This window comes from Rhizobium leguminosarum bv. viciae (assembly GCF_012276115.1).
Taxonomy (GTDB): domain Bacteria; phylum Pseudomonadota; class Alphaproteobacteria; order Rhizobiales; family Rhizobiaceae; genus Rhizobium; species Rhizobium leguminosarum_T.
The window spans coordinates 35,597-61,247 of the sequence record NZ_WIEU01000002.1 but is presented as its reverse complement, the minus strand read 5'-3'; the positions used below and the strand labels follow the sequence as shown (position 1 = coordinate 61,247).

Sequence of the window (25,651 nt, the reverse complement as noted above, 5' to 3'; positions counted from 1 at the left end):
GCGCGAACTTTGCGCTCCGATGATGATTTCATATGGGAGGATGACATGGCGGCGAACGTCCGGCTTCTGGAAAACCGGTGGGATGATGCTTACGCGGCAGGCCTCGATGAGCCTGGCAAGCTGCTCTATCGTTCCAACCTGCTCGGCGCCGACAAGCGCATCACCAATTACGGCGGCGGCAACACCTCGGCGAAGGTGCTGGAAACCGATCCGCTGACCGGCGGCAAGGTGAAGATACTCTGGGTCAAGGGCTCGGGCGGCGACGTCGGCACGATCAAGCTCGACGGTTTCGCGACGCTCTACCAGGACAAGCTGGAATCGCTGAAGGGCATCTACAAGGGTGTCGAGGACGAGGACCGCATGGTCGGGTTCCTGCCGCACTGCACCTTCAACCTGAATGCCCGCGCCGCCTCGATCGACACGCCACTGCACGGTTTCGTGCCTTTCACCCATGTCGACCACATGCATCCCGACGCGATCATCGCGATCGCCGCGTCGAAGAATTCGAAGGAATTGACGCAGCAGATCTTCGGCGACGAGATCGGCTGGCTGCCCTGGCGCCGTCCGGGCTTCCAGCTCGGCCTCGACCTCGGCGCATTCGTTGCCGCAAACCCGAATGCAAAGGGCGTCGTGCTCGAGAGCCACGGCCTCTTCACCTGGGCCGACGACGCCAAGGCCTGCTACGAGCTGACGCTCGATATCATCAACAAGGCGATCGTCTGGTTTGCCGAAAAGACCGAAGGCAAGACCATTTTCGGCGGCGCGGTCGCGCAAAGCTTGGCCGTCGCCGAACGCCGCGCCATCGCCGCTCGGCTGATGCCGGAGATCCGTGGCCGCATCGGCAAGCAGGAACGCAAGCTCGGTCATTTCGACGATCAAGATGCCGTGCTCGAATTCGTCAATTCAAGCGATCTGCGCCCGCTCGGCGCGCTCGGCACCAGCTGCCCTGACCATTTCCTGCGCACCAAGATCCGCCCGCTGATCGTCGATTTCGACCCGGCCAAGCCGGATGTCGACGCGATCGTTGCCGGTCTCGACAAGGCGCTGGAGGACTATCGCGCCGACTACGCCCGCTATTATAACGACTGCAAGCATGACAATTCGCCCGCCATGCGCGACGCCAATCCCGTCATCTTCCTGGTGCCCGGCGTCGGCATGCTGTCCTTTGCCCGTGACAAGGCGACGGCCCGTATCGCCAGCGAATTCTACGTCAACGCCATCAACGTCATGCGCGGCGCCTCGACGGTGTCGCAGTATCAGGGCCTGCCCGAGCAGGAAGCCTTCGACATCGAATATTGGCTGCTCGAAGAGGCCAAGCTGCAGCGCATGCCGAAGCCGAAGAGCCTTGCCGGCCGCGTCGCCTTCGTCACCGGCGGCGCCGGCGGCATCGGCCGGGCGACGGCCGCGCGCCTCGTCGGCGAGGGCGCCTGCGTGGTGCTTGCCGATATCGATCAGGCAGCGCTCGAAGGCGCCGAAGCCGATTTCGTCAAGAAGTTCGGCGCTGACGCCGTGCGCAGCGTCCGGCTCGACGTCACCAAGGAAGATGCGGTGATCGCCTCCTTCGCGGAAGCCTGCGTCGAATTCGGCGGCATCGATATCCTCGTCTCGAACGCCGGCATTGCCTCCTCGGCGCCGATCGAACAGACTGAGCTGTCGACGTGGAACCGCAATATCGATATTCTCGCGACCGGATATTTCCTCGTCTCGCGTGAAGCCTTCCGCCTGTTCCGCCGTCAGGCGCTCGGCGGCAACGTCATCTTCGTCGCTTCGAAAAACGGTCTGGCCGCCTCGCCGAATGCGTCTGCCTATTGCACGGCAAAGGCTGCCGAAATCCATCTCGCCCGCTGCCTGGCGCTGGAAGGCGCGGATGCCGGCATCCGCGTCAACACCGTCAACCCGGATGCGGTCCTGCGCGGTTCGAAGATCTGGAGCGGCGAATGGCGCGAGCAGCGCGCCGCCTCGTCGAAGATCGAGGTGGACGATCTCGAGGAACATTACCGCAAGCGTTCGATGCTGAAACTCAACGTGTTTCCGGAAGATATCGCCGAGGCGATCTATTTCCTCGCATCGGACCTTTCGGCAAAATCGACCGGCAACATCATCAACGTCGATGCCGGCAACGTGCAGAGTTTTACGCGGTGAGGCGGGTCTAGTTGGGAGTGATGCGGGGACCATATTCTCCTCCCTCATTCCTGTGCTTGTCACAGGAATCCAGTGCGCCCAAGTCTTTGGGCGCGGGAGAACAGTATCCTCGTTACATATGAGTCATTCACGGCGCAGACGCGCCGTGGCTGGATTCCTGTGACAGGCACAGGAATGAGGAATGCAACAGCGGGCGTCCAAGACCGCAATGTAGGTCGGGAGGAAGATATGGTTGAACTGAGGATCGCGCAGGATCTGGTCGCAACGGATAACGACAAGCGGGCAACCGCGCTGAAAGCTGATTACGAGGCACTGGGCGCGACGCTTGCCCGTCGCGGCGTCGATATCGAGGCGGTCACCCGCCAGGTTGCGGAATTCTTCGTTGCCGTTCCCTCCTGGGGCGTCGGCACCGGCGGCACGCGTTTTGCCCGTTTCCCCGGCACCGGCGAGCCGCGCGGCATCTTCGACAAGCTCGACGATTGCGCCGTCATCAACCAGCTGACGCAGGCGACCCCGAACGTCTCGCTGCATATTCCCTGGGACAAGGCGGATGCTAGGGAATTGAAGGCCAAGGGCGACGCGCTCGGCCTCGGCTTCGATGCGATGAATTCGAACACCTTTTCCGATGCGCCCGGCCAGGCCCATTCCTACAAATACGGCTCGCTCAGCCATACCGACGCGGCGACGCGGGCGCAGGCGGTCGAGCACAATCTCGAATGCATCGAGATCGGCAAGGCGCTCGGCTCCAAGGCGCTGACGGTCTGGATCGGCGACGGCTCGAACTTCCCCGGCCAGAGCCATTTCACCAAGGCTTTCGAGCGTTACCTCGCCTCGATGGCGGATATCTACAAGGCGCTGCCCGACGATTGGAAGCTGTTCTCCGAGCACAAGATGTACGAGCCGGCCTTCTATTCCACAATCGTGCAGGATTGGGGCACCAACTACCTGATCGCCCAGACGCTCGGCCCCAAGGCCTATTGCCTCGTCGATCTCGGCCACCATGCGCCGAACACCAATATCGAGATGATCGTCGCCCGGCTGATCCAGTTCGGCAAGCTCGGCGGCTTCCATTTCAACGATTCGAAATATGGCGATGACGATCTCGACGCCGGCGCGATCGATCCCTACCGGCTGTTCCTCGTCTTCAACGAACTGGTGGATGCCGAGCAGCGCGGCGTCAACGACTTCAACCCGGCCCATATGATCGACCAGTCGCACAATGTCACCGACCCGATCGAAAGCCTGATCAACAGCGCCAACGAAATCCGCCGCGCCTATGCGCAGGCACTGCTCGTCGACCGCAAGGCGCTGTCTGGCTACCAGGACGACAACGACGCGCTGATGGCGTCGGAAACGCTGAAGCGCGCCTATCGCGCCGATGTCGAGCCGATTCTGGCCGAAGCCCGGCGCAGGGCCGGCGGCGCGATCGACCCGATCGCCGTCTACCGCGCCAGCGGTTATCGCAGACAAGTGGCGGCCGAGCGTCCGGCATCCGCTGCCGGCGGCGGCGGCATCATCTGAACGCTCGATTGTTTCACATGGCCTGAAGCCATGCTGATTAGGGATGATGATTGCCGGCAGCGCAGGGGTGACGCGCTGCCGGCAACCTCGCCGTTTACGGCTTCCAGGCCCCGGCGATCTGGCGGGTGGCGATGTTCAGCCGGTTCCAGACATTGATATTGGCGATGGCGATGACGAGTGCCGCAAGGCTCTTGCCGTCATAATGCCGCGTTGCTTCGTCCCAGATATCATCCGGCACAGGGTCGGCGCGGTCGCTAAGGCGGGTAAGCGCCTCCGTGAGCGCAAGCGCGGCGCGTTCGGCATCGCTATAATAGGGAGCGTCACGCCAGCCAGCGACGGCAAAGAGCCGCTCATCGGTTTCGCCGTGTTTACGGGCAATGCGCCAATGGCCATCGATGCAGACGCTGCAGCCGTTGATCTGGCTGGAGCGCAGATTGACGAGTTCGAGCAGCTTTGGCGAAAGGCCGTTCTCTGCCGGCACCTTGCTGAGGGCATTGAGCGCCTGCATGGCCGCGGGAAGGACGAGGGCGGGATTTCCCATTCTCTCCTGCATGATATGTCTCCTTATACGTTCCGTGTTCGACGATCCGCCGGCGCTGTCACATCGGCCGGGTTTCATGCGTCATGGCTTTGACGGAACGCAGCGGAGGAATGTGACACATGGACGAGAAAAAATGGCTGACTGACGAATTCGAGGCGAACAGAGCGCATCTGAGGGACGCAGCCTATCGCATGCTCGGCTCGCGCAGCGAGGCGGAAGATGCCGTTCAGGAGGCCTGGCTGCGGCTTAGCCGCGCGGATACGACAGGGGTCGGCAATCTCGGCGGCTGGCTGACGACGGTGGTGGCGCGCATCTGCCTCGACATGCTCCGCGCCCGTAAGACCCGACGCGAGGAGCCGCTGGAGGCGCCTGTCCATAGCGGGATCGCCGATCCCGCGAACGATCCCGAGCGCGAAGCCGCCTTTGCCGATTCGGTCGGTCTGGCATTGCTCGTCGTGCTGCAGACGCTGGCGCCCGCCGAACGTGTCGCCTTCGTGCTGCACGATATGTTCGACCTGCCCTTCGACGAGATCGCGCCGATCATCGGCCGTTCGTCCGGTGCCACCCGCCAGCTCGCAAGCCGCGCCCGCCGTCGGGTGCAGGGGGTGGACGAAGCGCCGGATGTCGATTTCGGCCGCAAGCGGACGATCGCCGAGGCCTTTCTGACGGCATCGCGCAACGGTGATCTGGAGGGCTTGATCGCGGTGCTTGCCCCTGACGTCGTCTTCCGGCCGGATGCGACGGCAGCCCGCTTCGGCACGATTGGCGAAATGCGCGGCGCAGCTCACGTGGCCGAAGCCTTCAAGGGTCGGGCGCAGGCGGCAGAAATCGCCATCGTCGGCGGCGAGCTCGGATTCGTCGTGGAGATCAAGGGCCAGCTTCGCGTCGTGGTGGCGCTGACAATCGCCGATGGCAGGATCGCTGCGATCGACGCCATCGCCGATCCGGATCACCTGGAACGGCTTGACTATTCGATCCTTCGGGATTGAAAAGAAACGCGAATTCGCCCGCTCTTCGAAACCAGGCGCGCCTCGGATGGAGCGCGCCGCTCACGTTTCTTCAGCGATGACGGCCGGGTCATTTTTCTTGACAGCGGCGTCCTCGGCTTTATTCTATTATAAAGATTTATATAACATAACTATGGAATTGTAGCGACCCAGATACCTCTCTGCATCTTTCGCTACCCAACACTCTTCCATACTGACCCGCAGACGGATGGCCGAGGAGTGATCCCGGTCCGAGACTTCGAAAGGAATGCATGTCATGTCCGGCGACCAGGCGAAGAAGCCGCTTCTCCTCACCAATGTCAAACCGATGGCTTTTGGTGCGGGCACACAAGAGGGGGCAATCGACATTCTTGTCAATGCCGACGGCAGGATCGCCGAGATCGGTCCGTCGCTCGCGGTCTCGCGGGACGTTGCGCGCATCGACGGCAAGGGCGCCTTCATTTCGCCGGGCTGGGTCGACCTGCATGTGCATATCTGGCACGGCGGCACCGATATTTCCATCCGCCCGTCCGAATGCGGCGTCGAGCGCGGCGTTACCACGCTGGTCGATGCCGGTTCAGCCGGCGAGGCGAATTTCCATGGCTTTCGGGAATATATCATCGAGCCGTCGCGCGAACGCATCAAGGCCTTCCTCAATCTTGGCTCGATCGGCCTCGTCGCCTGCAACCGCGTCGCGGAATTGCGGGATATCCGCGATATCGATCTCGACCGCATCCTCGAAGTCTATGCCGAAAACAGCGAGCACATCGTCGGCATCAAGGTGCGCGCCAGCCACGTCATCACCGGCTCCTGGGGCATCACTCCCGTCAAGCTCGGCAAGAAGATTGCCAAGATCTTGAAAGTGCCGATGATGGTGCATGTCGGCGAGCCGCCGGCGCTCTATGACGAGGTGCTGGAGATCCTAGGCCCCGGCGACGTCGTCACCCACTGCTTCAACGGCAAGGCCGGGTCGAGCATTATGGAGGACGAGGACCTCTTCAACCTCGCCGAGCGCTGCGCCTCCGAAGGCATCCGTCTCGACATCGGCCATGGCGGCGCCTCCTTCTCCTTCAAGGTCGCCGAGGCGGCAATCGCGCGCGGACTTCTGCCGTTCTCGATTTCGACCGATCTGCACGGCCATTCGATGAATTTCCCGGTCTGGGACTTGGCGACCACGATGTCGAAGCTGCTCAGTGTCGGCATGCCTTTCGACAAGGTGGTGGAAGCCGTCACCCATGGGCCGGCATCCGTCATCAAGCTGTCGATGGAGAACCGGCTTGCGGTCGGCTCGCAAGCGGAATTCACCATTTTCGATTTGGTCGATTCCGACCTCGAGGCGACGGATTCCAACGGCGACGTCTCGGTCCTCAACAAGCTGTTTGAGCCGCGCTATGCGGTGATGGGTGCCGATGCCTTTACCGCCAGCCGCTATGTGCCGCGGGCGCGCAAGCTGGTGCGCCACAGCCACGGCTATTCATACAGGTAGGATCCGCTGAAGGGCGCAATGCTCAGCGGTTGCGCCAGCCCATCAGTTTTTCGATCCGTTCCGCTGAACTGCGCACGTGGGCCGTATAGTGGTTCTCGTCGGAAAACGCCTTCTGTTCCGGCAGCACGATGGAAATGGTGGCGACGCACTGGCCGTCGCGATCGCAGATCGGCGAGGCGATGCAGGCAACCGCATAATCCGATTCCCCCGCCTGGATCGACAGCCGCGACTCGAAGGCCTTGCCGGCGGCTTCCGACAGCGTGCCTGGATCGATCTCGGCGCGGCCGGTCGGTGAAGAGCGGGCGCAGCGCTTGAACAGTTCGATGCGCTCCTCCTCGGCCAGGTGGCCGACGAGCAGGCGGCCGGAGGCCGTCCAGTTCAGCGGCACCCTTGTGCCGACGCGGGACGCCACCTGAAAATGGCTCGGGCCGTCGGCCATGGCGAGCACCAGCATATAGTCGCCGTCGCGGCCGCAGACCTGCACGGTTTCGCCGGCCTGGCGGCAGAGATCGTGCATTTCGTGGGTGGCGATGCTCATGAAATCCAGCGACCTGGCATAGGCAAGGCCGTAATGGTAGAGCCGCGCGCCGAGCCAGATCGAGCCGTCGGCCTGGCGTGTCAGCATGTTTTTCTCGACGAGATCGTCGACGATGACGTAAACGGTCGACAGCGGCGCCTTCACCGCCTTGGCGATAGCATAGACGCCGGCGGGCGATCCGGTCTCGTAAAGATGGTCGATCACCTGAAGCGCCCGGTCGATGCCGCTGACGCGCGCGCGGCGTGCCCCCTTGCCACCGGCCTCGCCGACGACGCCCTCATCTTCGGAGTAAACTGCGGATGATGTCTTTCCGTCCAATTCCACGCCCCTCATAAAACTGCGATCATGTTACATTACTATGGCATAGTTGTCGCTGTGGCAAATCGCAACATTTAGCGGGTTGATCGTATGACTAATGTGACGGCGGTCGAATCCCGGAGGCTGCGTGATACCCCACGATACCGTCTACTTCATAACAACCGATGATGCGCGCCGACGATGCTGCAAGCTTTTGCCAGCCCCTTGTCCAGGGTGACGAACGTGGCGTCGCTGCCGAGCGCGACAGCGAGATGCAGAGCATCACCGGCGCGCAGACCGATATTAAGTTGATCAGTCATTCGTGCCGCTTCGACAAAGTGCGATCGCGATATCGGCAGAAGTTCGAAGGTCGTCGAACATAGTTCCTTGAACAACGCCAAAGCCTTGCTGCGATCGTCCAGATCGATTTGTCCGTTTCTCGCCTTAAGCGCGATGGCGCTCGAAAATTCGGTGATCGTCCAGCCGCTGACCGCAATTTCTTCGGATCGAAGCGTCGCTAGCCATTGCTGTACGTCGTCCGTGCGGGTTTCGATCGTCCACGCGGCGACGAGGACTGACGTGTCGATATAAAGCATCAGTAACGGTCGGCGTCGCGCATGTCGCGGATGAAAGTCGTGGAATCGACCGGTTCGGCCGGCGGTTTCATCGAGGCGGTCAAAGCCTTCAATCGCTCGACTTCGATCGGTTTTTTGCGTGTCTTTACGGGCACGAGCTGCGCCACCGGTTTGCCATGCCGCAAAATCTCGACGGTCTCGCCGGCTTCGACGCGATTGAGCAATTCACTGAGATGGGCTTTGGCTTCCGCCAGATTGAAACTTGCCATAATGTGCTCCTGATGACCAATTTTCTGGTCATTTTAGTCCGAAAGCAAAACTGCCGCAAGGCCGCTGGAACAACAAGCCGTAGCCCGAGTTTGACCCCCTGAACCCAGGAGGTCACGATGCCAAATTATCCCACACCGCCTTTCCCGTCCCAGAAACAGCCGATGCCGGGTTTCACGGCACAGATGGACCCCGTTCCCGACCATGGCGAAAAGAGCTATCGCGGTTCCGAGCGGCTGAAGGGCAAGCGCGCGATCATCACCGGCGGCGATAGCGGCATCGGCCGGGCGGTGGCAATCGCCTATGCCAGGGAGGGTGCCGACCTGCTGCTCTCCTATCTCGACGAGGATGAGGATGCCGATGAGACGAAACGTCTCGTCGAGCAGGCCGGACGCAAGGCTATCCTCGTCAGCGGTGACATCCAGGATCCCGCCCACTGCAGACAGATCGTCGAGACGGCGGTCAAGGAGCTCGGTGGTATCGACATTCTCGTCAACAACGCCGCGCATCAGGCGAGCTTCAAGAGCATCGACGAGATCAGCGACGAGGAGTGGGAGCTGACCTTCAAGGTCAATATCCATTCGATGTTCTACCTGACCAAGGCAGCCGTCGCCCATATGAAGCCCGGCAGCGCCATCATCAACACGGCTTCGATCAATTCGGACAATCCGAACCCGACGCTGCTTGCCTATGCGACGACCAAGGGCGCGATCCAGAATTTCACTGCCGGCCTTGCCCAGCTTCTGGCCGAGAAAGGCATTCGTGCCAATGCGGTGGCGCCAGGGCCAATCTGGACGCCGCTCATCCCTTCGACACTGCCTGAAGAAAGCGTCAGCAATTTCGGCAAGCAGGTGCCGATGAAACGGCCGGGACAGCCGGCCGAGCTCGCGACAGCCTATGTGATGCTGGCCGATCCCTTGTCGAGCTATGTCTCCGGCACGACCATCGCGGTGACCGGCGGCAAGCCGATCCTCTAAGGAGCGCGATCCCGTTGGACGCTTTTGCGCGACATGCTAAAGCGGCAAGGGCCGCCGTCAGGTTGTGACGGCAGCCCTTGACGGGGGCAGGGAGAGATCCCCAAGCTGTTTAGGCGGCGTCTTCAGCCGAAGCAGGGCACTGCCGGCAGATTGGCGCGGCTTGCGAGTGCTCCGATCATATTACCCACCGATGTCGAGCGCGGTTCGCGTTTGCGGGCGGCCGTCTCCAGGAGTTGCTTGAAGTCTTCAAGCTTTACGCCGTCGGCGCGCAACACCATGGCGATCAGGGGGTCGCGAAGGGCTTCGGATATCGTCAGGTCATCTCTGGTCTTTGTCATGGTTGTCCTCCTTTCGTGGGCGGTCGCCCGTGTTCCACTTTCCGCTGCCATGCCCTCGGCATTGACTTTCGCGTTTCGTGGTGTTACCGGTAAGTAACAATGCATTTGTTACCGATCGGTCACATTGATGTCAAGGACTACGTCCGCAAAAAAATCAGAAACTTCGAATGAAATCTCCGCAGCCGTTCCAGAAGATCGCTTGCCCCCGCGGGAGCGTATCGTCTCGACAGCCTCGGAGCTTTTCCGCGAGCGCGGCATCCGCGGCATTGGCGTCGATGCCATTGCCGACGCGGCTCTGACCAACAAGATGACGCTCTATCGGCATTTTGGCTCGAAGGACGAGTTGGTCTGCGAGACGCTGCGCCGCGCCTCCGAAAAGGCGGGTGCCATCTGGCGCGATCTGGAAGCGGCCTATCCCGGCAATCCGCGCGCCCAGCTGGACGCCTGGGTGGAGCTGCGGGCGCAATGTCTGAATGGCGAGCCCGCCGGCTGCGATCTCGCCAATGCCGCCATCGAGCTGAAGGGCGAGGGCCATCCCGCCCACGAAATGATCGAGCGGCACAAGGCCGAACAGCGTGATCGCCTGGCCGCGCTCTGTTCGGCGGCCGGCGCGCGCGAACCCCGGCTCCTTGCCGATACGTTGACGCTGCTGCTCGAAGGCGCGCGCGTCAGCCGCCAGGCCATGGGCGCTGCCGGCTGCTGCGGTCATTTCGCCAAGGCCTGCCACGCAGCGATCGCTTCCTTCGCCTGACCGCCGCAAGTGTGTGGGAGGGGAACCTTACCGCTTCCATGCCGTTTTTAAACTAACCCGAGGGCGATGTGGAGGCAGGGAGATGAACTACGTCTATCTCAAACGCCTGTATGCCAAACGCGCCGAGCTCGAAGCCAAGCTGGAGCTCCATGATGCGCGCTATTGTTTCGGCGAGGAAGAGGTCGATGACGGCACCGACAGCGATTTGCGTCAGCGGCTGAGCGAAATTTCCGAGGAAATTGCTACGCTGGAGAGCAGGCCGGGCCGATAACTATTTAATTTGCAACAGCATTCAGATTTTAAGCCGACAGGCATAGATCAGTCTGTGCTGGCGCTGAGGATTTTCATCGTCCGATCGTCGAATTTTCCCTGATAGAAACGCTCGATCACCCGGTGGAAGGGCGAACCGTGGTCGCTGATCGCGGCAAACAAGGTCATCGACGAGCGCAGCTTGAGGTCGTCGGGCGAGCCCAGGATTTCGTGCGCCGATCGGCCGTCCACCGACAGGATCGCCTCGACGCAGCGCAGCAGCCGGCTTGAGAGAATGGGATCGGCGAGATAGGCGGCGGCTTCCTCGGCCGAGCGGATCGCATATTTTTCGGCCATCGCCGACATACCGAGACCGGCGATCTGTGGGAATATGAACCACATCCAGTGGGACGTCTTGCGTCCGGCTTTCAGCTCTAAAAGCGCCTGTTCGTAGACGCCGTTCTGGGCATCGATGAACCGATCGAGATTATAGTCGATTTCACCGGCCATGGTCCCTTTCCCTTTCTGCTGTCGATGCAGCCTGGGCCAAGGTCTCCATGCCCGGCGAGCCACTGCATAATTCCTTAAATCGGAATCGATTTTAAGGACAAGTTACGCAGCAATTCAAAGTGCTACAACGTCCGTTGCGCGTCCGAAAAGAAACGCGGCGCTGTAGTTGGTATCAGCAGACCCTCTCGGCGTAGGGGCTACTGTCGCGGCAATGGCCGTAGGCCGGATGAGCCTGCGTGTTATCGCCGGCCGGGGCGGCAATGGCCGATGTCGTCATCGGGTCCGTATCGCCGGAAGAATATGCGGCAAAACCCGCAAAGCTCAAGAGAACCAGCGCTCCGACCACGACAATGCGCTCGAAGGCCGAAAGTTTCTGGGCGCTGACATGATCTACATAATCGCGCTCGCCTAAACCGGCGGTTTTGTCCTCTTTTACATGGAGGGTCACCATATCCTGGCGATGGCTTAAAGTTTCACAATCTGTCATTTTAATTACTCCTGCAACACATGCGGCGCCGGTCTCTCTAGGGCAAATTCCCACCCTCGTGCCGAACCGCTTCCGCATGCGAGCAGCATGTGTGTCTTCGATCGTGGCAATTGAAGGGGCGATATTCAAACTCAGTGTTCAAAAAATCGTACCAATAAATGCAAAATATCGTGAAGCTCTGGTTCACAGGAATGATCCGGAGTAGTCCAGAGAGGAGCATCTCTCTTTTGGATAGTCCCATGAGCAAATCCTTCGGCGCGATGTCGGTCGCGCAGCTTTCCGTCCTCATTCAAGGTGGCGCGGCCGACCCGGTCGAGGTGGCCGAGGCGGTCTTCGATTCCATCACGAATTATGCCGACAAGGCGGTCTTCACCACACTGCTCGAAAGCCGGGCGATGGAGGAGGCGCGCGCCTCCTCGAGACGTCTGCGGGAAGGGCGCTCGCTTGGATTGCTGGACGGCATTCCGATTGCCTGGAAGGATCTTTTCGACATGGAAGGCCTGCCGACGACGGCGGGTTCCGTCGTACTGGCAAAGGATATGCCGGCCAAGCGCGATGCGGCTGTCGTCGCTCTCCTGCAGCAGGCGGGCATGGTCGCCGTCGGACGCACCAATATGAGCGAATTCGCCTTTTCCGGCCTCGGCATCAATCCGCATTACGGCACGCCGGCAAATCCGCGCGGCACCGATCTCCCGCGCATTCCGGGCGGCTCATCCTCCGGTGCTGGTGTCGCCGTCGCGGCCGGATTGGTGTCGGTCGCCATGGGCACCGATACCGGCGGCTCGGTGCGCATTCCCGCTGCCTTCAACGGTATCGTTGGTTATAAGGCAACACGCGGCCGCCACGCGATGGCGGGCGTCTATCCGCTGGCAAAGAGCCTGGATTCGCTGGGACCGCTCTGCCGCAGCGTCACGGACGCGGTCTGGATCGACGCGGCAATGCGCGGCCTGACGGTGCCCGATGTCGCCACGCATCCCCTGCAAGGGCTGGAACTCGTCGTGCCTGAAAATGTCGTCTTCGATGGCGCTGAAGCCGGGGTCGTCGATGCGTTCGAGGCAGCTCTGGGACGTCTTCAGAAGGCGGGCGCCAAGGTTGCCCGCACCGTCATCCCCGCCTTCGACGAGATATTCGAGCTGATGACGAGATATGGTCCGCTGGTCACGGCGGAGGCTTTCGCACTTCACCAGGAACGCTTGGCCGGACCGGACGCGGACAGGATGGATCACCGTGTCGTCATGCGCACCCGTCTCGGAAGCAAGACGACGCTGCCCGATTACCTCAGAATCCTCGAGGCGCGCAGCCGCCTGATCGCCGATGTCGAGCGCCTTGTCGGCGACCGGCTGCTCGCCTTTCCGACTGTCGCCCATGTCGCGCCGCCGATCGGGCCGCTGGAGCAGGATGACGAACTGTTCTTCGCGACGAACAACAAGACGTTGCGCAACACCGCACTCGGCAATTTCCTCGACTGGTGCGGCGTTTCCATTCCCTGCGGCACCGGCGAGGCTGGCATGCCGGTTGGCCTGCTGCTTTCGGCCACTGCCCATCGGGATGAGGCGCTGCTGGGGATTGCCCTTGCCGCCGAGGCGGTTGTCCGCGGCGATTTTGCCTGATGGCAATTGAACCGACTGGCTTTTGTTGCCATTGATGGCATGAGGAGATCCTGGAGGAAGACACGTGCAGGTTTTGCAAAACGGACGTTTCGCGGTTTCGACATGGTCGCTGCATCGGCTGCTTGGCGCCGTTCATGCCTATAGTCCCGATCCCGGCAAAAGCGCTGCGCCGAAAGAACCCTATGGCCCGGGTGCCACGGCGCTGATCGACGTGCCGGCGGCGCTCTCGGCGCGCGGCGTTAACCGGCTGGAGGTCTGTTCCTTCCATCTGCCGAGCCTCGACGCCGCCTACATGAGCGACTTGCGTGGCGCGATGGCGGCCTCGAACGTGCTGTTCCAGACGCTGCTCGTCGAGGACGGCGATCCGAGCCATCCCGAGACAGCCGAACGCGACGTCGAATGGATGGCGGGGTGGATCGACATTGCCGCAGCCCTCGGCGCGCAGAGGATGCGCGTCATTGCCGGCAAGCAGAAGCCGACGGAGGAAAACCTTACCCGTGCCGCCAACCATCTGAACTGGCTGGCCGGAAAGGCCGAAGGCAGCGGTGTGCGTATCGTCGTCGAGAACTGGTTCGACCTGCTGCCGTCGCCCGTCGAGATGAACTGGCTGTTGGACCGGCTGGATGGCAGGGTCGGCCTCAACGGCGACCTTGGCAACTGGCCGGCGCCAGCGAAATATGTAGGCCTTGCCGATATCATGGGCCGGGCGGAAATCTGCCATGCCAAAGCCGATTACGGCGTCGCCGGTCTCGACACCGAGGATTACCGCAGGTGCCTGGAGATATGCGAGAGAGCCGGTTACGACGGTCCCTTTACGCTAATCTATGACTCGCCCTTCTTCCCCAATGAATGGGACGGCATCCTGCTGCAAAAGGCCTTCATCGAGGATTTCCTGCGTGAGGCGCCGGCGCGCAAGACGGCTTAAATCAGACGCGCTTCTTGCTCATTCCTAGAGCATGATGCCGAAACGTGTGAGCGGTTTTCGGACGACATCCTGTTCTAGCGTGGGAACCTTTGGTTTTCCTCCAGCACGTTCAGATCCATGTGGTTGCGCATATAGCGCTCCGAGGCTTTCTGCAGCGGCTGGTAGTCCCATGGATAATAGGCCCCATTGCGCAGCGCCGCATAGACCACCCAGCGCCGCGCCTGGCTTTCGCGCACGGCTGCGTCGAAATCGGAAAGATTCCAGCGCCGGCCAGCCTGTTCGACAAGCCTTGCCAAGATCTCGGCATGCGCCGGATCGGCCGCCAGATTGTCGAGTTCCTGCGGATCGGTCTCGAGATTAAACAGCATCGGCGGGTCCTTGTCGCAAAGCGAGAGCTTGTATCGTCCGTCCCGGATGCAGACGAGCGGTGCCTCGGAACCCTCCGCGGCATATTCCATCGGCACCGCGCCGCGGCTGCCGGTGCCTTCCGCAAGCGCTGCGAGATCCTCGCCCTCGGTCCATGGCTTCAGCGAGGCAATATCGATCCCCGCAAGACCGGCAAGCGTCGGCGTCACGTCGAGAGTGGAGACAGGCTGGTCGATCTGTCTGGGCTGCCAGCCGGGTGCTGCGATCATCAGCGGAACGCGGGCCGATCCTTCGAAGAAGTTCATCTTGAACCAGAGGCCGCGATCACCGAGCATGTCGCCATGGTCGGAGGCAAAGAGGATGATCGTGTTTTCAGCCATGCGGCTCCGTTCCAGGACGCCGAGAATGTCGCCGATCTTCTCGTCGACATAGGAGATATTGGCGAAATAGCCCCGCCTTGCCCGCCTGATCTGCTCGTCGCTGATGTCGAAGGCGTCGTGATCGCAGGCTTTCATCAGACGTTGTGAGTGCGGGTCCTGCCGCTCGAAGGCAATCGGCGCAACCGCAGGGTCCAGTGCCGGGCAATCCTCATAGAGGTCCCAGAATTTGCGGCGCGCGACATAGGGGTCGTGCGGATGGGTGAAGCTGACGGTCAGGCACCAGGGGCGCTCGTCATGACCGCGTGACAGATCGAACAGCTTGCGGCCCGCGTGATAGGCGACCTCGTCGTCATACTCCATCTGGTTGGTGATCTCGGCAACGCCGGCGCCGGTGACCGAACCCAGATTGTGATACCACCAGTCTATGCGCTCGCCCGGCTTGCTATAGTCGGGCGTCCAGCCGAAATCGGCCGGGTAGATATCCGTGGTCAGGCGCTGCTCGAAGCCATGCAACTGGTCGGGGCCGACGAAATGCATCTTACCGGAAAGCGCGGTCTGGTATCCGGCGGCGCGCAGATGATGCGCATAGGTCGGAATGTCGGAGGCAAATTCCGCCGCATTGTCATAGACGCGGGTTCGGCTCGGCAATTGCCCGGACATGAAGGAGGCCCGCGCCGGTGCGCAGAGCGGGCTTGCCGTATAGGCGTTGGTGAAACGTACGGAACGCTCCGCCAATGATTTCAGATGTGGCGCATGCAGAAAATCGGCAGGGCCATCGGGAAAGAAAGTGCCATTCAACTGATCGACCATCAGGATGAGGATATTCGGACGCGTCATGTGAAATTGTCTCCTGTGGTCTCAAAGGTCGGGACGATCTTCCTTGAAGGGGACGTCCCTTGCTATTTGCAGATCTTATCAAAACTACTATCATCATGCTTGTAAAGCCGGCTTTTTTTGATGCTTGCCAAAAGGAATTTTTATGTCAGACCGCGTGCCTGAGCTGGGATGGATGCGCATCTTCGCTGAGGTCGCAAGGCTCGGCAGCTTTTCGGCCGCGGCGGCAGGTCTCGGCCTTACGCAGCCTGCCGTCAGTTATCAGATTCGGCGGCTGGAAGAGCAGTTCGGCGTCGCCCTGCTGCGCCGCCAGCATCGCGGCGTCGAGTTGACCGCGGAGGGCGAACGGCTTTTCCAGGTCGCCGCCAAGGCGGTCGGTGACATCGATGCCCTGGCGCGCAGTTTCCGCACCGACGCTCAAAGGCCGGTCGTCAGACTGAGGACCGACTATGCCTTTTCAGCGCTTTGGCTGATCCCGCGCATGCACGGCTTTCGCCTGCTTCACCCCGAAACGGATATACAGATCGTCGCGACCCAAAGGCTTGAACTCGGCTTTCGTGACGACGCAGATGTGGCGGTGGTTTTCGGCACAAAGGCGGAATTCGGCGCCCTCGGATCGCTTCTGCTGCAGGAAAAGGTGGTGCCGGTCTGCACGCGAGGCTTTCTCGATCGCAACGGCCCATTCGACGATCCGCAGCAGCTTGCCAAGGCGATCCTGATCCACCTCGATTCGCCGATGCCGTCGCCTTGGTTCGATTGGCGAAGTTATTTTGCCGAATTCTCCGTCATTCGCGATATCCATGCCGGCCGCGGCGATATCAGCTTCAACACCTACTCGCTGGTCGTCCAGGCCGCTCTCAGCGAGCAAGGCGTGGCGATCGGCTGGATGGGGCTGGTCGATACGCTTCTCTCCACGCACATGCTGGTGCAAGCCGGCCCGCCACTCGAGGCGCGCGACCGCGGTTATTGGCTGATACCGCCGCAATCGGCAAATGTTCACAGCGAGAGGCTCAGCACGTGGCTGGTGGACGAGGTCGGCCGCACATGACGTTCGGACCGAGGCCGGTGCCTCATTGCATCCGGAATATGTTCGCTCTCAGGAGAGAAGCCTTGTCATGACCGACGCCGATCGACATTGTGGCATCGATTCATAGGGAAGGGGCGAAGCATGTCGCGAACCGTCGGATACGTCGTTGGACTGCTCATGATCCTCCTGGGGCTGATTTGGATCGCCCAGGGAAGCGGTTATTTTCCCTATCCTGCATCCAGTTTCATGATCAACCAAAGCATCTGGGTTCTCTGGGGAAGCATCATGGCTGTCGCTGGGCTCGCCGTGACAATCATTATTTCACGACTGCGCCGGAGAGGATGAGCCGGCAACCCGTGCATAGCTTTGAGGGAATTCGGCATTCAAGAGTTCCTCGAGCAGAAATATCTGGCCGCTGGCGGCCTGTCGAATTGAGGAGAATGGCATGAGCGCAGCTGAAATCGACGGCTTTGCGGACCGGATCAGGCACCAGCGGGGCGGCATGATCTCCGCCTGGATCGGTATTCCCGACGCCACGCTTGCCAATCACCTGGCGCAGGAGGCCTTCGACACCATCGTGCTGGATATGCAGCACGGCATGTGGGACATGCCGTCGGCAGCGAATGCCGTCGCCCAGGTGCGGCTTGCCGGCAAGCCGGCGCTGGCGCGCATACCGGTCGGTGATTTCGCGTCCGCCTCGCGCCTGCTCGATGCCGGTGCCTCCGGCATCATAGCGCCGATGATCAATTCGGCCGAAGACGCGCAAGCCTTCGTCAGGACTACGAAATACCCGCCTCTCGGCGAACGCAGCTGGGGACCGTCGCTGGCGCTCAACCATACAGGCCTGTCGGCCGATGATTATCTGAAGAACGCCAACGCGCTGACCGTCGCCATCGCCATGATCGAGACCCGGGCGGCACTCGAGGCGATCGACGGAATCCTCGGCGTTGGCGGCATCGACGGTATCTTCATCGGCCCCTCCGACCTTTCGATCGCACTCTCGAACGGCGACCAGGTTGCGCCGAACGCCGCCGAGATCGACAGCGCCATGCAGCATGCGGTTTCGCGCTGCCGCGCCCATGGCAAATTCGCCTGCGCCTTCGCCGCCGACGGCGAGCGGGCGGGCGAGCTACTGAAATTTGGCTTCGATCTGGTCATTGCCGGTGCGGAGACCGCGCAACTGCGCTCCGGTGCCCGCCGCGCCATCAATGCCGCCCGCAGGATCGCTTCTGCTTGAACGTCATTTCACTGGTTTGACTGCCAGCCAGATGACGTGGCGGGCGCCGCCGCGTTTGCCGTTGGCGCGCGTGTTGACCACATCGACGGCAAAACCGCTGCCCTTGAGACGTCGGGTGAAATCGGGGTCCGGACCGGACGACCAGACGGCGAGCACGCCGCCGGGGCGCAACGCGTCGCCGGCGGCGCGAAGGCCAGCGAAATCGTAAAGTCGGTCGTTGGATTTGCGGGTCAGGCCATCAGGACCGTTATCGACATCGAGCAGGATCGCATCATAGGCGCCTTTGCCGGAACGGATCGCCACGCCGACATCGCCCTGGTGGATACCGACGCGCGGATCGTCGAGACAGCCCTTGAAGACCTCGGCCATCGGCCCGCGCGCCCAGGCGACGACGGCAGGCACCAATTCGGCGACGGTGACGTTGGCATCCTCCGGGAGGACGGCGAGAGCGGCGCGCAGGGTAAAGCCCATGCCGAGCCCGCCGATCAAGATCCTTGGCTTCGGATGCGTTTTGATCCGATCCCAGGAAAGGGTCGCTAGCGCTTCTTCCGAGCCGCTGAGGCGGCTGTTCATCAGCTCGTTGGCGCCGAGCATGATCGAGAACTCGCTGCCGCGCTGCTTCAGCCGCAATTCGCCGTTTTCACCGGGAATGGTCGCGGAATCGAGCTGGATCCAGGGCAGCATGACGGCTTCGCCTCGCATGAAAGGAACCGTCCCCTAGCATAGGGCGCTAGATGAGGCCAGCAAGCCGGCTTCAGATCATCCGCATGAAATGATCCTGCTCGAATTCGACGATGTCGTCCCGCGGCACGGCCGAACGGCGGCGGATGTCCTCCACCTCGTCGGGCCTCAGCCGGGCCTTCGGGTCGTCGAACCGGACCTCGGGATCGGGCACGGCCGAGAGCAGCAGACGGGTATAGGGATGCAGCGGATTGTCGATCACCTTGGCGACGCTGCCCCATTCGACGATCTGGCCGGCATACATCACGGCGATGTCCTCGGCGATATAACGGGCGGTGGCGATGTCATGGGTGATGTAGAGCAGACCGAGATTCATCTCCTGCTTCATCTCGTTCAGCAGGTTCAGCACGCCGAGGCGCACCGAGACGTCGAGCATCGAGGTCGGTTCGTCGGCGACGATCACCTCCGGCTTGACGGCCAAGGCGCGAGCGATGTTGACACGCTGGCGCTGCCCGCCGGAGAGCTCATGCGGATATTTCGGCGCGACGAGATCGGGATCGAGCCTGACGCGCTGCAGCAGTTCGCGGATCGCGGCGTCGATCTCGGCCCCCTTGATCTCCGGGCGGTGCAGTTTGAGTGGCCGCCGGAGATGATGGGCGATGGTATGGGCAGGGTTGAGCGAGGCGAAGGGGTCCTGGAAGATCATCTGCACCGAACGGCGGTAACGGGCGATCTCGGCGGATTTCGCCGCCTCGACAGGCCGGCCCTTGTAGAGAATCCGGCCGGATGTCGGCAGATATTCGCGCATCGCCATGCGTGCGCAGGTGGTCTTGCCGCTGCCGGATTCACCGACCAGCGCCAGTGCCCGCCCCGCATGCAACGAAAACGAGATGGCGCGCGCCGCATGCACGGCCCCGGAACCGTGACCGAAAGTCTTGGTCACCTGGTCGAGCGCGAGAATGGCGTCTGTCATAGCAGCACTCCTCCATGCAGCGAGGGGAAGGAGGCCCAGAGCTTTTTCGTGTAGTCATGCTTGGGTGTTCTGTAGATCGCCTCGGCCGTGTTCTGCTCCACCAGTTGACCTGATAGCATGATGCCGATGCGGTCGCAGAACTGCACCATCAGGCCGAGATCATGGGTGATGAACAGCACGGAAAAGCCAAAGCTGCGGCGCAATTCGTTGATGCGCTGCAGGATCTCGCGCTGGACGACGACATCGAGCGCCGTCGTCGGTTCGTCCATGACGACGAGCTTCGGATCGAGCGCCATGCATACGGCGATAACGATGCGCTGGCGCATGCCGCCGGAAAACTGGTGTGGATAGTCGCGCATGCGATCCGGCGCGATATCGACGAGCGTCAGCATCTCGGCGGTGCGCTCGCGGGCTGCAGCACGGCTCATCCCCTTGTGGGTGCGCAGCATGTCGTAGAATTGCGTCTCGATGCGCAGCACCGGGTTCAGCGAGTTCATGGCGCTCTGGAAGACCATGGCGACCTCGCGCCAGCGGAACGCACTGAGCGCCTGCCGGTCGAGGCTGAGCACGTCGCGCCCGTCGAGCAGGATGCGGCTCTCCTTGCGGATCAGCGCCGGCGGCTTGTGCAGGCGGCTGATGGCAAAAGCGATGGTGCTCTTGCCGCAGCCGGATTCGCCGGCAAGGCCGAAGACCTCGCCGGGCGCGACATCGAAGCTGACATCGTCGACGGCGCGAAAATCCTTCTCCTCGCCGATATAGTCGATGGTGAGGTTCCTCACCGAGAGCAGCGGCTGCGTCACAGGCGGCCCTCCCCTGTTCGAACGAGCAGGGACCAGCGCTTCAGATGATTGCCGGTGCGCAACCGCGGATTGGCGATCTCGTCGACGGCGAAGTTCAGCAATGACATGCCGATGCCGAGGAAGGCGAGCGCGAAGCAGGGGGTGAGAATGTCCCACCAGGCGCCGACCGAAAGGGCCGAGGCCTTCTGTGCATTGTAGAGCATCGTGCCCCAGGAGATCGCTCTCGGATCGCCGAGGCCGAGAAATTCCAGTGTCGCCTCGGTGATGATCGCGAAGATGACGCTGCCGATGAAATTGATACCGACGATAGATATCACGTTGGGGAAGATCTCGAATGTCATGATACGCCATTGCGGCTCGCCCATCATTTCGGCCGATTTGACGAAATCCTTCTGCTTGACGGAGAGCGTTTCGGCGCGAGTGACGCGTGCGCCCCAGGCCCAGGAGGTGGCGCCGAGGATAAGGGCGATGACGAGGGGGCTTGCCTGGCCGATGAAGGCGGCAAGCACGAGCAGCAGCGGCAGGTTCGGAACGACCAGCACCATGTTGGTGAAGAAGCTGATGATCTCGTCGGTCTTGCCGCCGCGATAGCCGGAGATGATGCCGAGCGCGGTGCCGACGAGGGTGATCAGCAGGCCGGCGCCGAAGCCGACGGCAAGCGACGTACGGGCGCCATAGATCAGCCGGGCGAAGACATCCTGGCCGATGCGGGTCGTGCCGAGGATATGGTCGAGCGACGGCGGCTGGTGCGGCCGCCCGGTGCGGGCGGCTGGATCGTACTGCGTCAGGAGAGGCGCTGCGATCGCGACGAGGACGATGAAGGCGATGATGACGAGGCCGACGAGCGCCTTGCGGTTTCGAAGCAGGGTCTTCATCTCACGCTCCCTTCAGCCTGGGATCGAGCAGCACATAGCTGACGTCGACAACGAAATTGGCGATCAGCATGGTCGCGGTCATGATGAGCAACTGGCCCTGGATGACGGGGTAATCGCGGGCGAGGATCGCCTGGTAGAGAATGTTGCCGAGGCCGGGATAGTTATAGACGACCTCCGTCACCAGCGAGCCGCCGAGGATGGTGCCGATGGCGATGGCAAGGCTGGAGACAGTTGGCAGCAGGGCGTTGCGCGCCGCGTACCAGATCATCACATGCCGATCCGAAAGGCCCTTGGCGCGGGCCATGACGATATAGTCCTCGCCGAGCAGATTGATCATGTTGTTGCGCATGGTGACGGTGAAGCCGCCGATCAGCACGGTGCAGAGCGTCACCATCGGGAGGATGCCGTGATAGGCGAGGCTGCCGATATAGCGCAGGCTGAAGGCCGGATCGAGCGATGGGTCGGCGGCATAACCGTTCGGAAACCAGCCGAGCGTGAAGCCGAAGATGAAGAGCACGATCAGCGAGGTGACGACGGCCGGTACCGAGGTGGCGAAGATCGCGCCGACGGAGACGACGACATCGAACGTGCTGCCACGGCGCCAGGCGGCGACGATGCCGAGAAAGGTGCCGAGCGCGAAGCTGACGATCGTCGCCGTGCCCATCAGGCCGACGGTCCAGACGAGCGCATGGCCGAGCACCGAAGTGACCGGCAGCGGGAAATATTTGATCGAGCGGCCGAGATCGCCGGTGAAGATGCTGCCGAGATAGGTGAGGTATTGTTGCCAGAGCGGACCGTCGACGAAGCCGAAGGTGAGCTTCAGCGCCTGCAGGCTTTCCGGCGGCAATTCGGTGCCGGCGCTCGAGAACATGATCTGCACCGGATCGCCCGGCATCAGACGCGGCAGGAAGAAATTGATCGTCGCTGCCGCGATGAAGGCTGCCATGTAGAAGACGAGGCGGCGAAGCAGAAAAGCCATGGGGACTCCGTCGTGACGGAGCGGCGGTTTACGTCGCTCCCGAGGATAGCGATGCTTACTTGACCGGCTCGAGGGCTAGCAGGTTCAGCAGGCGTGCCGGGTTGGTCCGCGAGATCGACGGATTGACGAAGGGGGTTTCCTTGGTCGACCAGCCGCTGAAGCGCTTGGTGTTGTATTGATACCAGTTCGGATTGTTGAACACCGGAATCATTGGCATATTTTCGGCGACGATCCGCTGCGCCTTGTTCATCGCGTCCCTCTGCTTGGCAAGATCGGCGGTATGAGTGAACTCGGTGACGAGTTTTTCGACCTCCGGATTGAACCAGCGCTGCGCGGTGAAGCGGGTCTTGCCCTTGTCCGAGGCGCTGAAGGCGCGCTTGTAGGGGTAATAGGGCGAAGCCGATGCCGGCAAGCTGTTGATCGCCGCATCGAAGGTGCCGTTGATGAGGTTGCCGGTCCAGACGGCTTCCTCCGGCGTTTCGATCTTGGCGTCGATGCCGACAGCCTGGATGCCTTCCACGGTGATGTTGACTGTATCGACCCAGTCCGTCCAGGAATTCGGGACAATGATGGAGAAGGAGATCTTACTGCCGTCGGGATTGTCGCGGAAGCCGTCGCCGTCCTTGTCCTTGTAGCCTGCCTCGTCGAGCAGGGCCTTGGCTGCATCGGCGTCATAGGTTGCGAACTTGCCGAAGTCGGCCTTGATGGATGGGTCCGCCCAGCTCTTGTAAAGCTCGCCCATCAGGCCGGGGTCTTCGTTCAGCGTCGGATAGCCATAGCCGGCGACGTCGATCATCGTCTTGCGGTCGAGCGCCATGCTGACCGCACGGCGGAATTTCAGGTCGTTGAAGGCCTTCTTGTTGTTCTCGTTTGCCGTTTCCAAGTTGAACAGAAAGGCGACCATGCTGCTTGGCGAATACCAGTAATGGAAGTGCGCCGGATCCTTGGAAACATAGACATTGTCGATATCGGGAATAAAGGAGACGCCCCAGTCGAGCGTGCCGTCGGCCGTTGCCGTCAGGATCTGGTTGTTGTCGGCAAGCTGCGGGAAGCGCATGCAATCGACCTTCAGATGAGCGTTGTCCCAATAGTGCGGGTTGCGGCACTGGTCATAGGTCTGACCGGTGAAGCGCGGGACCTCCGTTAGCGGGCCGCTACCAACAGGGGTCTCGTTGGCGAAAGTCACGGGATCGGCGACGTCCTTCCAGACATGTTCCGGGACGATCGGCAGCTGCGAGATCTGCTCGGCAGCAAGCGAGCTCGGATTGGCGAGCGTGAAGCGCACCGTCTGGCCGTCGACCGCCTGCACGTCGGTGACGAAGGTCCAGATGCTGACGAAGTCGAGCGCCGGGAACTTCTTCAGGTAATCATAGGTGAACTTGACGTCGGCTGCGGTCAGCGGCTTGCCGTCGGACCATTTCAAGTTCGGGCGCAGCTTGAATTCGATGCTCTTCAGATCATCGGAGAGCTTGAAGCTTTCGGCCAGGCGATAGACCGGCTTGTTGCTGTCGAAGCGGTTGAAGACGACCAACGGCTCGTAGATGAAATCGAGCGTCGACTGGCGCGCCGAGGTCTGGTTGAACGGGTTGAAGTTGCGAACCCAGGTCGTTGCCGGTTCGATATTCGCCGTCAGCACCGTTTGCGCCATGGCGGATCCGGAAAGCAGCGTGAGTGCTGCGGCTGCAAGAAAATATTTCTTCATATTTTATTCCCCTTTTCTTATGCGGTGAGAGATGGCGCGGCGTTCAGGAGACCAGCGCGCTTGCAAACATGTCTTCGACATCAGCATGGGCGGCGCGGACATCGATCTTGAGATTGCCGAGGCGGGCCTTGCCGGCGGCGATGCGCTTGAGGGCGGCTTCCGTCAGCGGACGGGCGGCCTTGGCGGCGGCTTCGCTTTCCGGAATGTCGCCGTGGCTGTGGAGCGCGATATCGAAGCCTGCGTCGAGCACCTGTTTGACGCGTTCCGGCATGGTGCCGGATAGCGACTGCATGAAGATGCAGTCGGAAATCAGCACGCCGTCATAGCCCATGTCGTTGCGGATCACGTCGTGCATGATCGGCGAGACAGACGCCGGCAGCTCCGCGTCGTAGGCCGAGTAGACGACATGGGCGACCATCGCCCAGGGCGTATCCTTCAGCGCGACGAAGGGCTTGAAATCGGTGGCGGTAAGCGTCTCGCGGCTGGCATTGACCACCGGACGCTCCTTGTGGGAGTCGAGCGTCGCACGGCCATGGCCGGGTATGTGCTTGATAACAGGCATGTTGCCGGTCTCGAGCAGGCCATCGACCACCTCGCGGCCGAGGGCAGCGATGAAATCGGGATCAGGGCCAAAGGAGCGGGCGCCGATGACCGCGCTCGTCGTCTCGAAGACGAGATCGAGAACGGGCGAGCATCCGCTGGAAAGGCCAAGTTCCGTCATCATCGCGCCCATGGCCTGGGAGGAAAGGCGCAGTGCTTTTTTGCCGAGATCGAAATCGCGGCGCGCAAGTTCGGCGAACTGGCCGAAGCTGCGGAAGAGCGGCCAGGGACCGGCATCGAGATGCTGAACGCGGCCGCCTTCCTGGTCGGTGAAGACAGGCGCGTCATCGCGGCCGACCGCTTCGCGGAAGCGCTCGATCAGCCGCTTCGTCTGCTCCGGCTCGCGCTGATTGCGCCGGCCGACGAAGAGGCCGAGCGGATTGGTTTCGCGAAAAAGGGCGAATTCATCATCCGAAATAGTGGGATTCGGAAGGCCGACGAAAAGGGCGAGCGGGGTCGAGGACAATTCTGGTGCTCCGGGATCAGCTGGTCATTTCGGCGTGCTTCTCAGCATGCCTTCGTAGATGCCCTTATCGGGGGCGGGGATGACGATTGCGCCTGCGGTCCTGGCGTAGAAATCGACCGGCCCGGCATCGCCGATGAAGGCATAGGCGTGACCGAGCGTCTTCATGGTCTGAAGGCAGGCGGAAAAGAGGGCGAGCCCGATGCCCTTGCCGCGGACGTCTGGGCCGACGCCGGTCGGGCCGAAGAAGCCGCGCGCCGTCGTGTCGTAGCAGGCAAAGCCGAGCAGCTTGCCGCCTTCAACGGCGATCAGGCAGGCAACGGGCTGGCGGGAAAAGGCGACCGCGACTTCGCTCGCCCAGTTCTCGCTGAACCGTTCGCGAACCCAGCTGACGACGAGATGCAGTTCCGGGGCGAGGGCCGGACGGATGGAGACGCCGACATCATCGGCTTTGCGTTTCAGGTCGGCGAGCTTAATGGAATATAAGCGCACAAGCAGGTCTGGCACCTGTCACACCTCCAATTATTCCGTTAT

At 61.7% G+C, this 25,651-nt stretch carries 28 protein-coding genes; 12 read left to right on the top strand and 16 right to left on the bottom strand.

The genetic code is table 11. The annotated features are described in order from the left end of the window. The first annotated feature begins 45 nt into the window (after positions 1-45). Positions 46-2,142, top strand: coding sequence for a bifunctional rhamnulose-1-phosphate aldolase/short-chain dehydrogenase (locus GFM02_RS03565; RefSeq protein ID WP_168266489.1), 2,097 nt, complete (start codon positions 46-48; stop codon positions 2,140-2,142). A gap of 228 nt (positions 2,143-2,370) precedes the next feature. Beyond that, positions 2,371-3,663: an L-rhamnose catabolism isomerase gene (gene rhaI / locus GFM02_RS03560; RefSeq protein ID WP_168266491.1), complete on the top strand. Its 1,293-nt coding sequence runs from the start codon at positions 2,371-2,373 to the stop codon at positions 3,661-3,663. Positions 3,664-3,757: 94 nt separating this feature from the next. Here rhaI and GFM02_RS03555 read toward each other — a convergent pair whose 3' ends face one another. Next, entirely contained in the window at positions 3,758-4,216 is a 459-nt protein-coding gene (locus tag GFM02_RS03555; RefSeq protein ID WP_131662292.1) for a carboxymuconolactone decarboxylase family protein, read from the bottom strand. 107 nt (positions 4,217-4,323) lie between these two features. Here GFM02_RS03555 and GFM02_RS03550 point away from each other — a divergent pair, with 107 nt between their 5' ends. Together GFM02_RS03550 and GFM02_RS03545 are read left to right on the top strand one after the other, a co-directional pair. Beyond that, positions 4,324-5,193 carry a sigma-70 family RNA polymerase sigma factor gene (locus GFM02_RS03550; RefSeq protein WP_168266495.1) on the top strand — a complete coding sequence of 290 codons (870 nt, stop codon included), beginning with the start codon at positions 4,324-4,326 and terminating at the stop codon, positions 5,191-5,193. 265 nt (positions 5,194-5,458) lie between these two features. Further along, positions 5,459-6,676: an amidohydrolase/deacetylase family metallohydrolase gene (locus GFM02_RS03545; protein WP_205930173.1), complete on the top strand. Its 1,218-nt coding sequence runs from the start codon at positions 5,459-5,461 to the stop codon at positions 6,674-6,676. A 22-nt stretch (positions 6,677-6,698) separates the two neighbouring features. Here GFM02_RS03545 and GFM02_RS03540 read toward each other — a convergent pair whose 3' ends face one another. From GFM02_RS03540 to GFM02_RS03530, 3 genes are all read right to left on the bottom strand, one after another. Next, positions 6,699-7,547, bottom strand: coding sequence for an IclR family transcriptional regulator (locus GFM02_RS03540; RefSeq protein WP_168320831.1), 849 nt, complete (start codon positions 7,545-7,547; stop codon positions 6,699-6,701). Between the two features lie 137 nt (positions 7,548-7,684). After that, positions 7,685-8,107: a type II toxin-antitoxin system VapC family toxin gene (locus GFM02_RS03535; protein ID WP_168320830.1), complete on the bottom strand. Its 423-nt coding sequence runs from the start codon at positions 8,105-8,107 to the stop codon at positions 7,685-7,687. Then, a complete protein-coding gene (locus GFM02_RS03530; RefSeq protein ID WP_168320829.1) occupies positions 8,107-8,355 on the bottom strand; it encodes a type II toxin-antitoxin system Phd/YefM family antitoxin in 249 nt (82 codons plus the stop codon). The genes GFM02_RS03535 and GFM02_RS03530 overlap by 1 nt, the downstream gene beginning before the upstream one ends. Positions 8,356-8,472: 117 nt before the next feature. On the opposite strand from GFM02_RS03530, the gene GFM02_RS03525 reads away from it, so the two are divergent. Next, on the top strand, positions 8,473-9,330 hold the full coding sequence (locus GFM02_RS03525; RefSeq protein ID WP_003553847.1) for an SDR family oxidoreductase: 858 nt from the start codon (positions 8,473-8,475) through the stop codon (positions 9,328-9,330). A gap of 122 nt (positions 9,331-9,452) precedes the next feature. Here the strand turns inward: GFM02_RS03525 and GFM02_RS03520 are convergent, their stop codons facing one another. Next, the gene (locus GFM02_RS03520) at positions 9,453-9,668 is read right to left on the bottom strand and encodes a hypothetical protein (protein WP_025397489.1); all 216 of its coding nucleotides are present in this window, start codon (positions 9,666-9,668) and stop codon (positions 9,453-9,455) included. Between the two features lie 127 nt (positions 9,669-9,795). On the opposite strand from GFM02_RS03520, the gene GFM02_RS03515 reads away from it, so the two are divergent. Together GFM02_RS03515 and GFM02_RS03510 are read left to right on the top strand one after the other, a co-directional pair. Next, a complete protein-coding gene (locus GFM02_RS03515) occupies positions 9,796-10,419 on the top strand; it encodes a TetR/AcrR family transcriptional regulator (RefSeq protein WP_168320828.1) in 624 nt (207 codons plus the stop codon). 82 nt (positions 10,420-10,501) lie between these two features. Beyond that, positions 10,502-10,690, top strand: coding sequence for a hypothetical protein (locus GFM02_RS03510; RefSeq protein ID WP_003547852.1), 189 nt, complete (start codon positions 10,502-10,504; stop codon positions 10,688-10,690). Positions 10,691-10,737: 47 nt separating this feature from the next. Here the strand turns inward: GFM02_RS03510 and GFM02_RS03505 are convergent, their stop codons facing one another. Together GFM02_RS03505 and GFM02_RS03500 are read right to left on the bottom strand one after the other, a co-directional pair. Continuing rightward, positions 10,738-11,178 carry a DUF1810 domain-containing protein gene (locus tag GFM02_RS03505; protein WP_168320827.1) on the bottom strand — a complete coding sequence of 147 codons (441 nt, stop codon included), beginning with the start codon at positions 11,176-11,178 and terminating at the stop codon, positions 10,738-10,740. A gap of 172 nt (positions 11,179-11,350) precedes the next feature. Further along, entirely contained in the window at positions 11,351-11,629 is a 279-nt protein-coding gene (locus tag GFM02_RS03500; RefSeq protein WP_168321100.1) for a hypothetical protein, read from the bottom strand. 275 nt (positions 11,630-11,904) lie between these two features. On the opposite strand from GFM02_RS03500, the gene GFM02_RS03495 reads away from it, so the two are divergent. Together GFM02_RS03495 and GFM02_RS03490 are read left to right on the top strand one after the other, a co-directional pair. Beyond that, positions 11,905-13,275, top strand: a complete 1,371-nt coding sequence (locus tag GFM02_RS03495; RefSeq protein WP_168320826.1) for an amidase — start codon at positions 11,905-11,907, stop codon at positions 13,273-13,275. Between the two features lie 64 nt (positions 13,276-13,339). Continuing rightward, positions 13,340-14,200, top strand: a complete 861-nt coding sequence (locus tag GFM02_RS03490) for a TIM barrel protein (RefSeq protein ID WP_168320825.1) — start codon at positions 13,340-13,342, stop codon at positions 14,198-14,200. Positions 14,201-14,274: 74 nt separating this feature from the next. Here the strand turns inward: GFM02_RS03490 and betC are convergent, their stop codons facing one another. Then, a complete protein-coding gene (betC, locus tag GFM02_RS03485; protein WP_168320824.1) occupies positions 14,275-15,783 on the bottom strand; it encodes a choline-sulfatase in 1,509 nt (502 codons plus the stop codon). Between the two features lie 142 nt (positions 15,784-15,925). On the opposite strand from betC, the gene GFM02_RS03480 reads away from it, so the two are divergent. The 3 genes from GFM02_RS03480 to GFM02_RS03470 all read left to right on the top strand — a co-directional run bounded on the left by GFM02_RS03480 (position 15,926) and on the right by GFM02_RS03470 (position 18,044). Continuing rightward, positions 15,926-16,828: a choline sulfate utilization transcriptional regulator gene (locus GFM02_RS03480; RefSeq protein WP_168320823.1), complete on the top strand. Its 903-nt coding sequence runs from the start codon at positions 15,926-15,928 to the stop codon at positions 16,826-16,828. 120 nt (positions 16,829-16,948) lie between these two features. Further along, positions 16,949-17,152 (top strand): hypothetical protein, encoded by a 204-nt coding sequence (locus GFM02_RS03475; protein ID WP_026265569.1) that lies wholly within the window; start codon positions 16,949-16,951, stop codon positions 17,150-17,152. A 100-nt stretch (positions 17,153-17,252) separates the two neighbouring features. Beyond that, positions 17,253-18,044 (top strand): HpcH/HpaI aldolase family protein, encoded by a 792-nt coding sequence (locus GFM02_RS03470; protein ID WP_168320822.1) that lies wholly within the window; start codon positions 17,253-17,255, stop codon positions 18,042-18,044. A gap of 3 nt (positions 18,045-18,047) precedes the next feature. Here the strand turns inward: GFM02_RS03470 and GFM02_RS03465 are convergent, their stop codons facing one another. The 8 genes from GFM02_RS03465 to GFM02_RS03430 all read right to left on the bottom strand — a co-directional run bounded on the left by GFM02_RS03465 (position 18,048) and on the right by GFM02_RS03430 (position 25,624). Beyond that, positions 18,048-18,728, bottom strand: coding sequence for a spermidine synthase (locus GFM02_RS03465; RefSeq protein ID WP_168321099.1), 681 nt, complete (start codon positions 18,726-18,728; stop codon positions 18,048-18,050). 70 nt (positions 18,729-18,798) lie between these two features. Beyond that, entirely contained in the window at positions 18,799-19,698 is a 900-nt protein-coding gene (locus tag GFM02_RS03460; RefSeq protein WP_168320821.1) for an ABC transporter ATP-binding protein, read from the bottom strand. Then, a complete protein-coding gene (locus GFM02_RS03455; protein ID WP_168320820.1) occupies positions 19,695-20,498 on the bottom strand; it encodes an ATP-binding cassette domain-containing protein in 804 nt (267 codons plus the stop codon). The genes GFM02_RS03460 and GFM02_RS03455 overlap by 4 nt, the downstream gene beginning before the upstream one ends. Further along, entirely contained in the window at positions 20,495-21,373 is an 879-nt protein-coding gene (locus GFM02_RS03450; RefSeq protein ID WP_033183630.1) for an ABC transporter permease, read from the bottom strand. Before GFM02_RS03450 ends, GFM02_RS03455 begins: the two co-directional genes overlap by 4 nt. A gap of 1 nt (position 21,374) precedes the next feature. Next, positions 21,375-22,352, bottom strand: coding sequence for an ABC transporter permease (locus GFM02_RS03445; protein WP_168320819.1), 978 nt, complete (start codon positions 22,350-22,352; stop codon positions 21,375-21,377). A 55-nt stretch (positions 22,353-22,407) separates the two neighbouring features. Further along, the gene (locus tag GFM02_RS03440) at positions 22,408-24,054 is read right to left on the bottom strand and encodes an ABC transporter substrate-binding protein (RefSeq protein ID WP_168320818.1); all 1,647 of its coding nucleotides are present in this window, start codon (positions 24,052-24,054) and stop codon (positions 22,408-22,410) included. Between the two features lie 43 nt (positions 24,055-24,097). Next, positions 24,098-25,120: a glycoside hydrolase family 3 protein gene (locus tag GFM02_RS03435; protein WP_168320817.1), complete on the bottom strand. Its 1,023-nt coding sequence runs from the start codon at positions 25,118-25,120 to the stop codon at positions 24,098-24,100. A 24-nt stretch (positions 25,121-25,144) separates the two neighbouring features. Next, positions 25,145-25,624, bottom strand: a complete 480-nt coding sequence (locus GFM02_RS03430; RefSeq protein ID WP_168320816.1) for a GNAT family N-acetyltransferase — start codon at positions 25,622-25,624, stop codon at positions 25,145-25,147. Between the last annotated feature and the right edge of the window lie 27 nt (positions 25,625-25,651).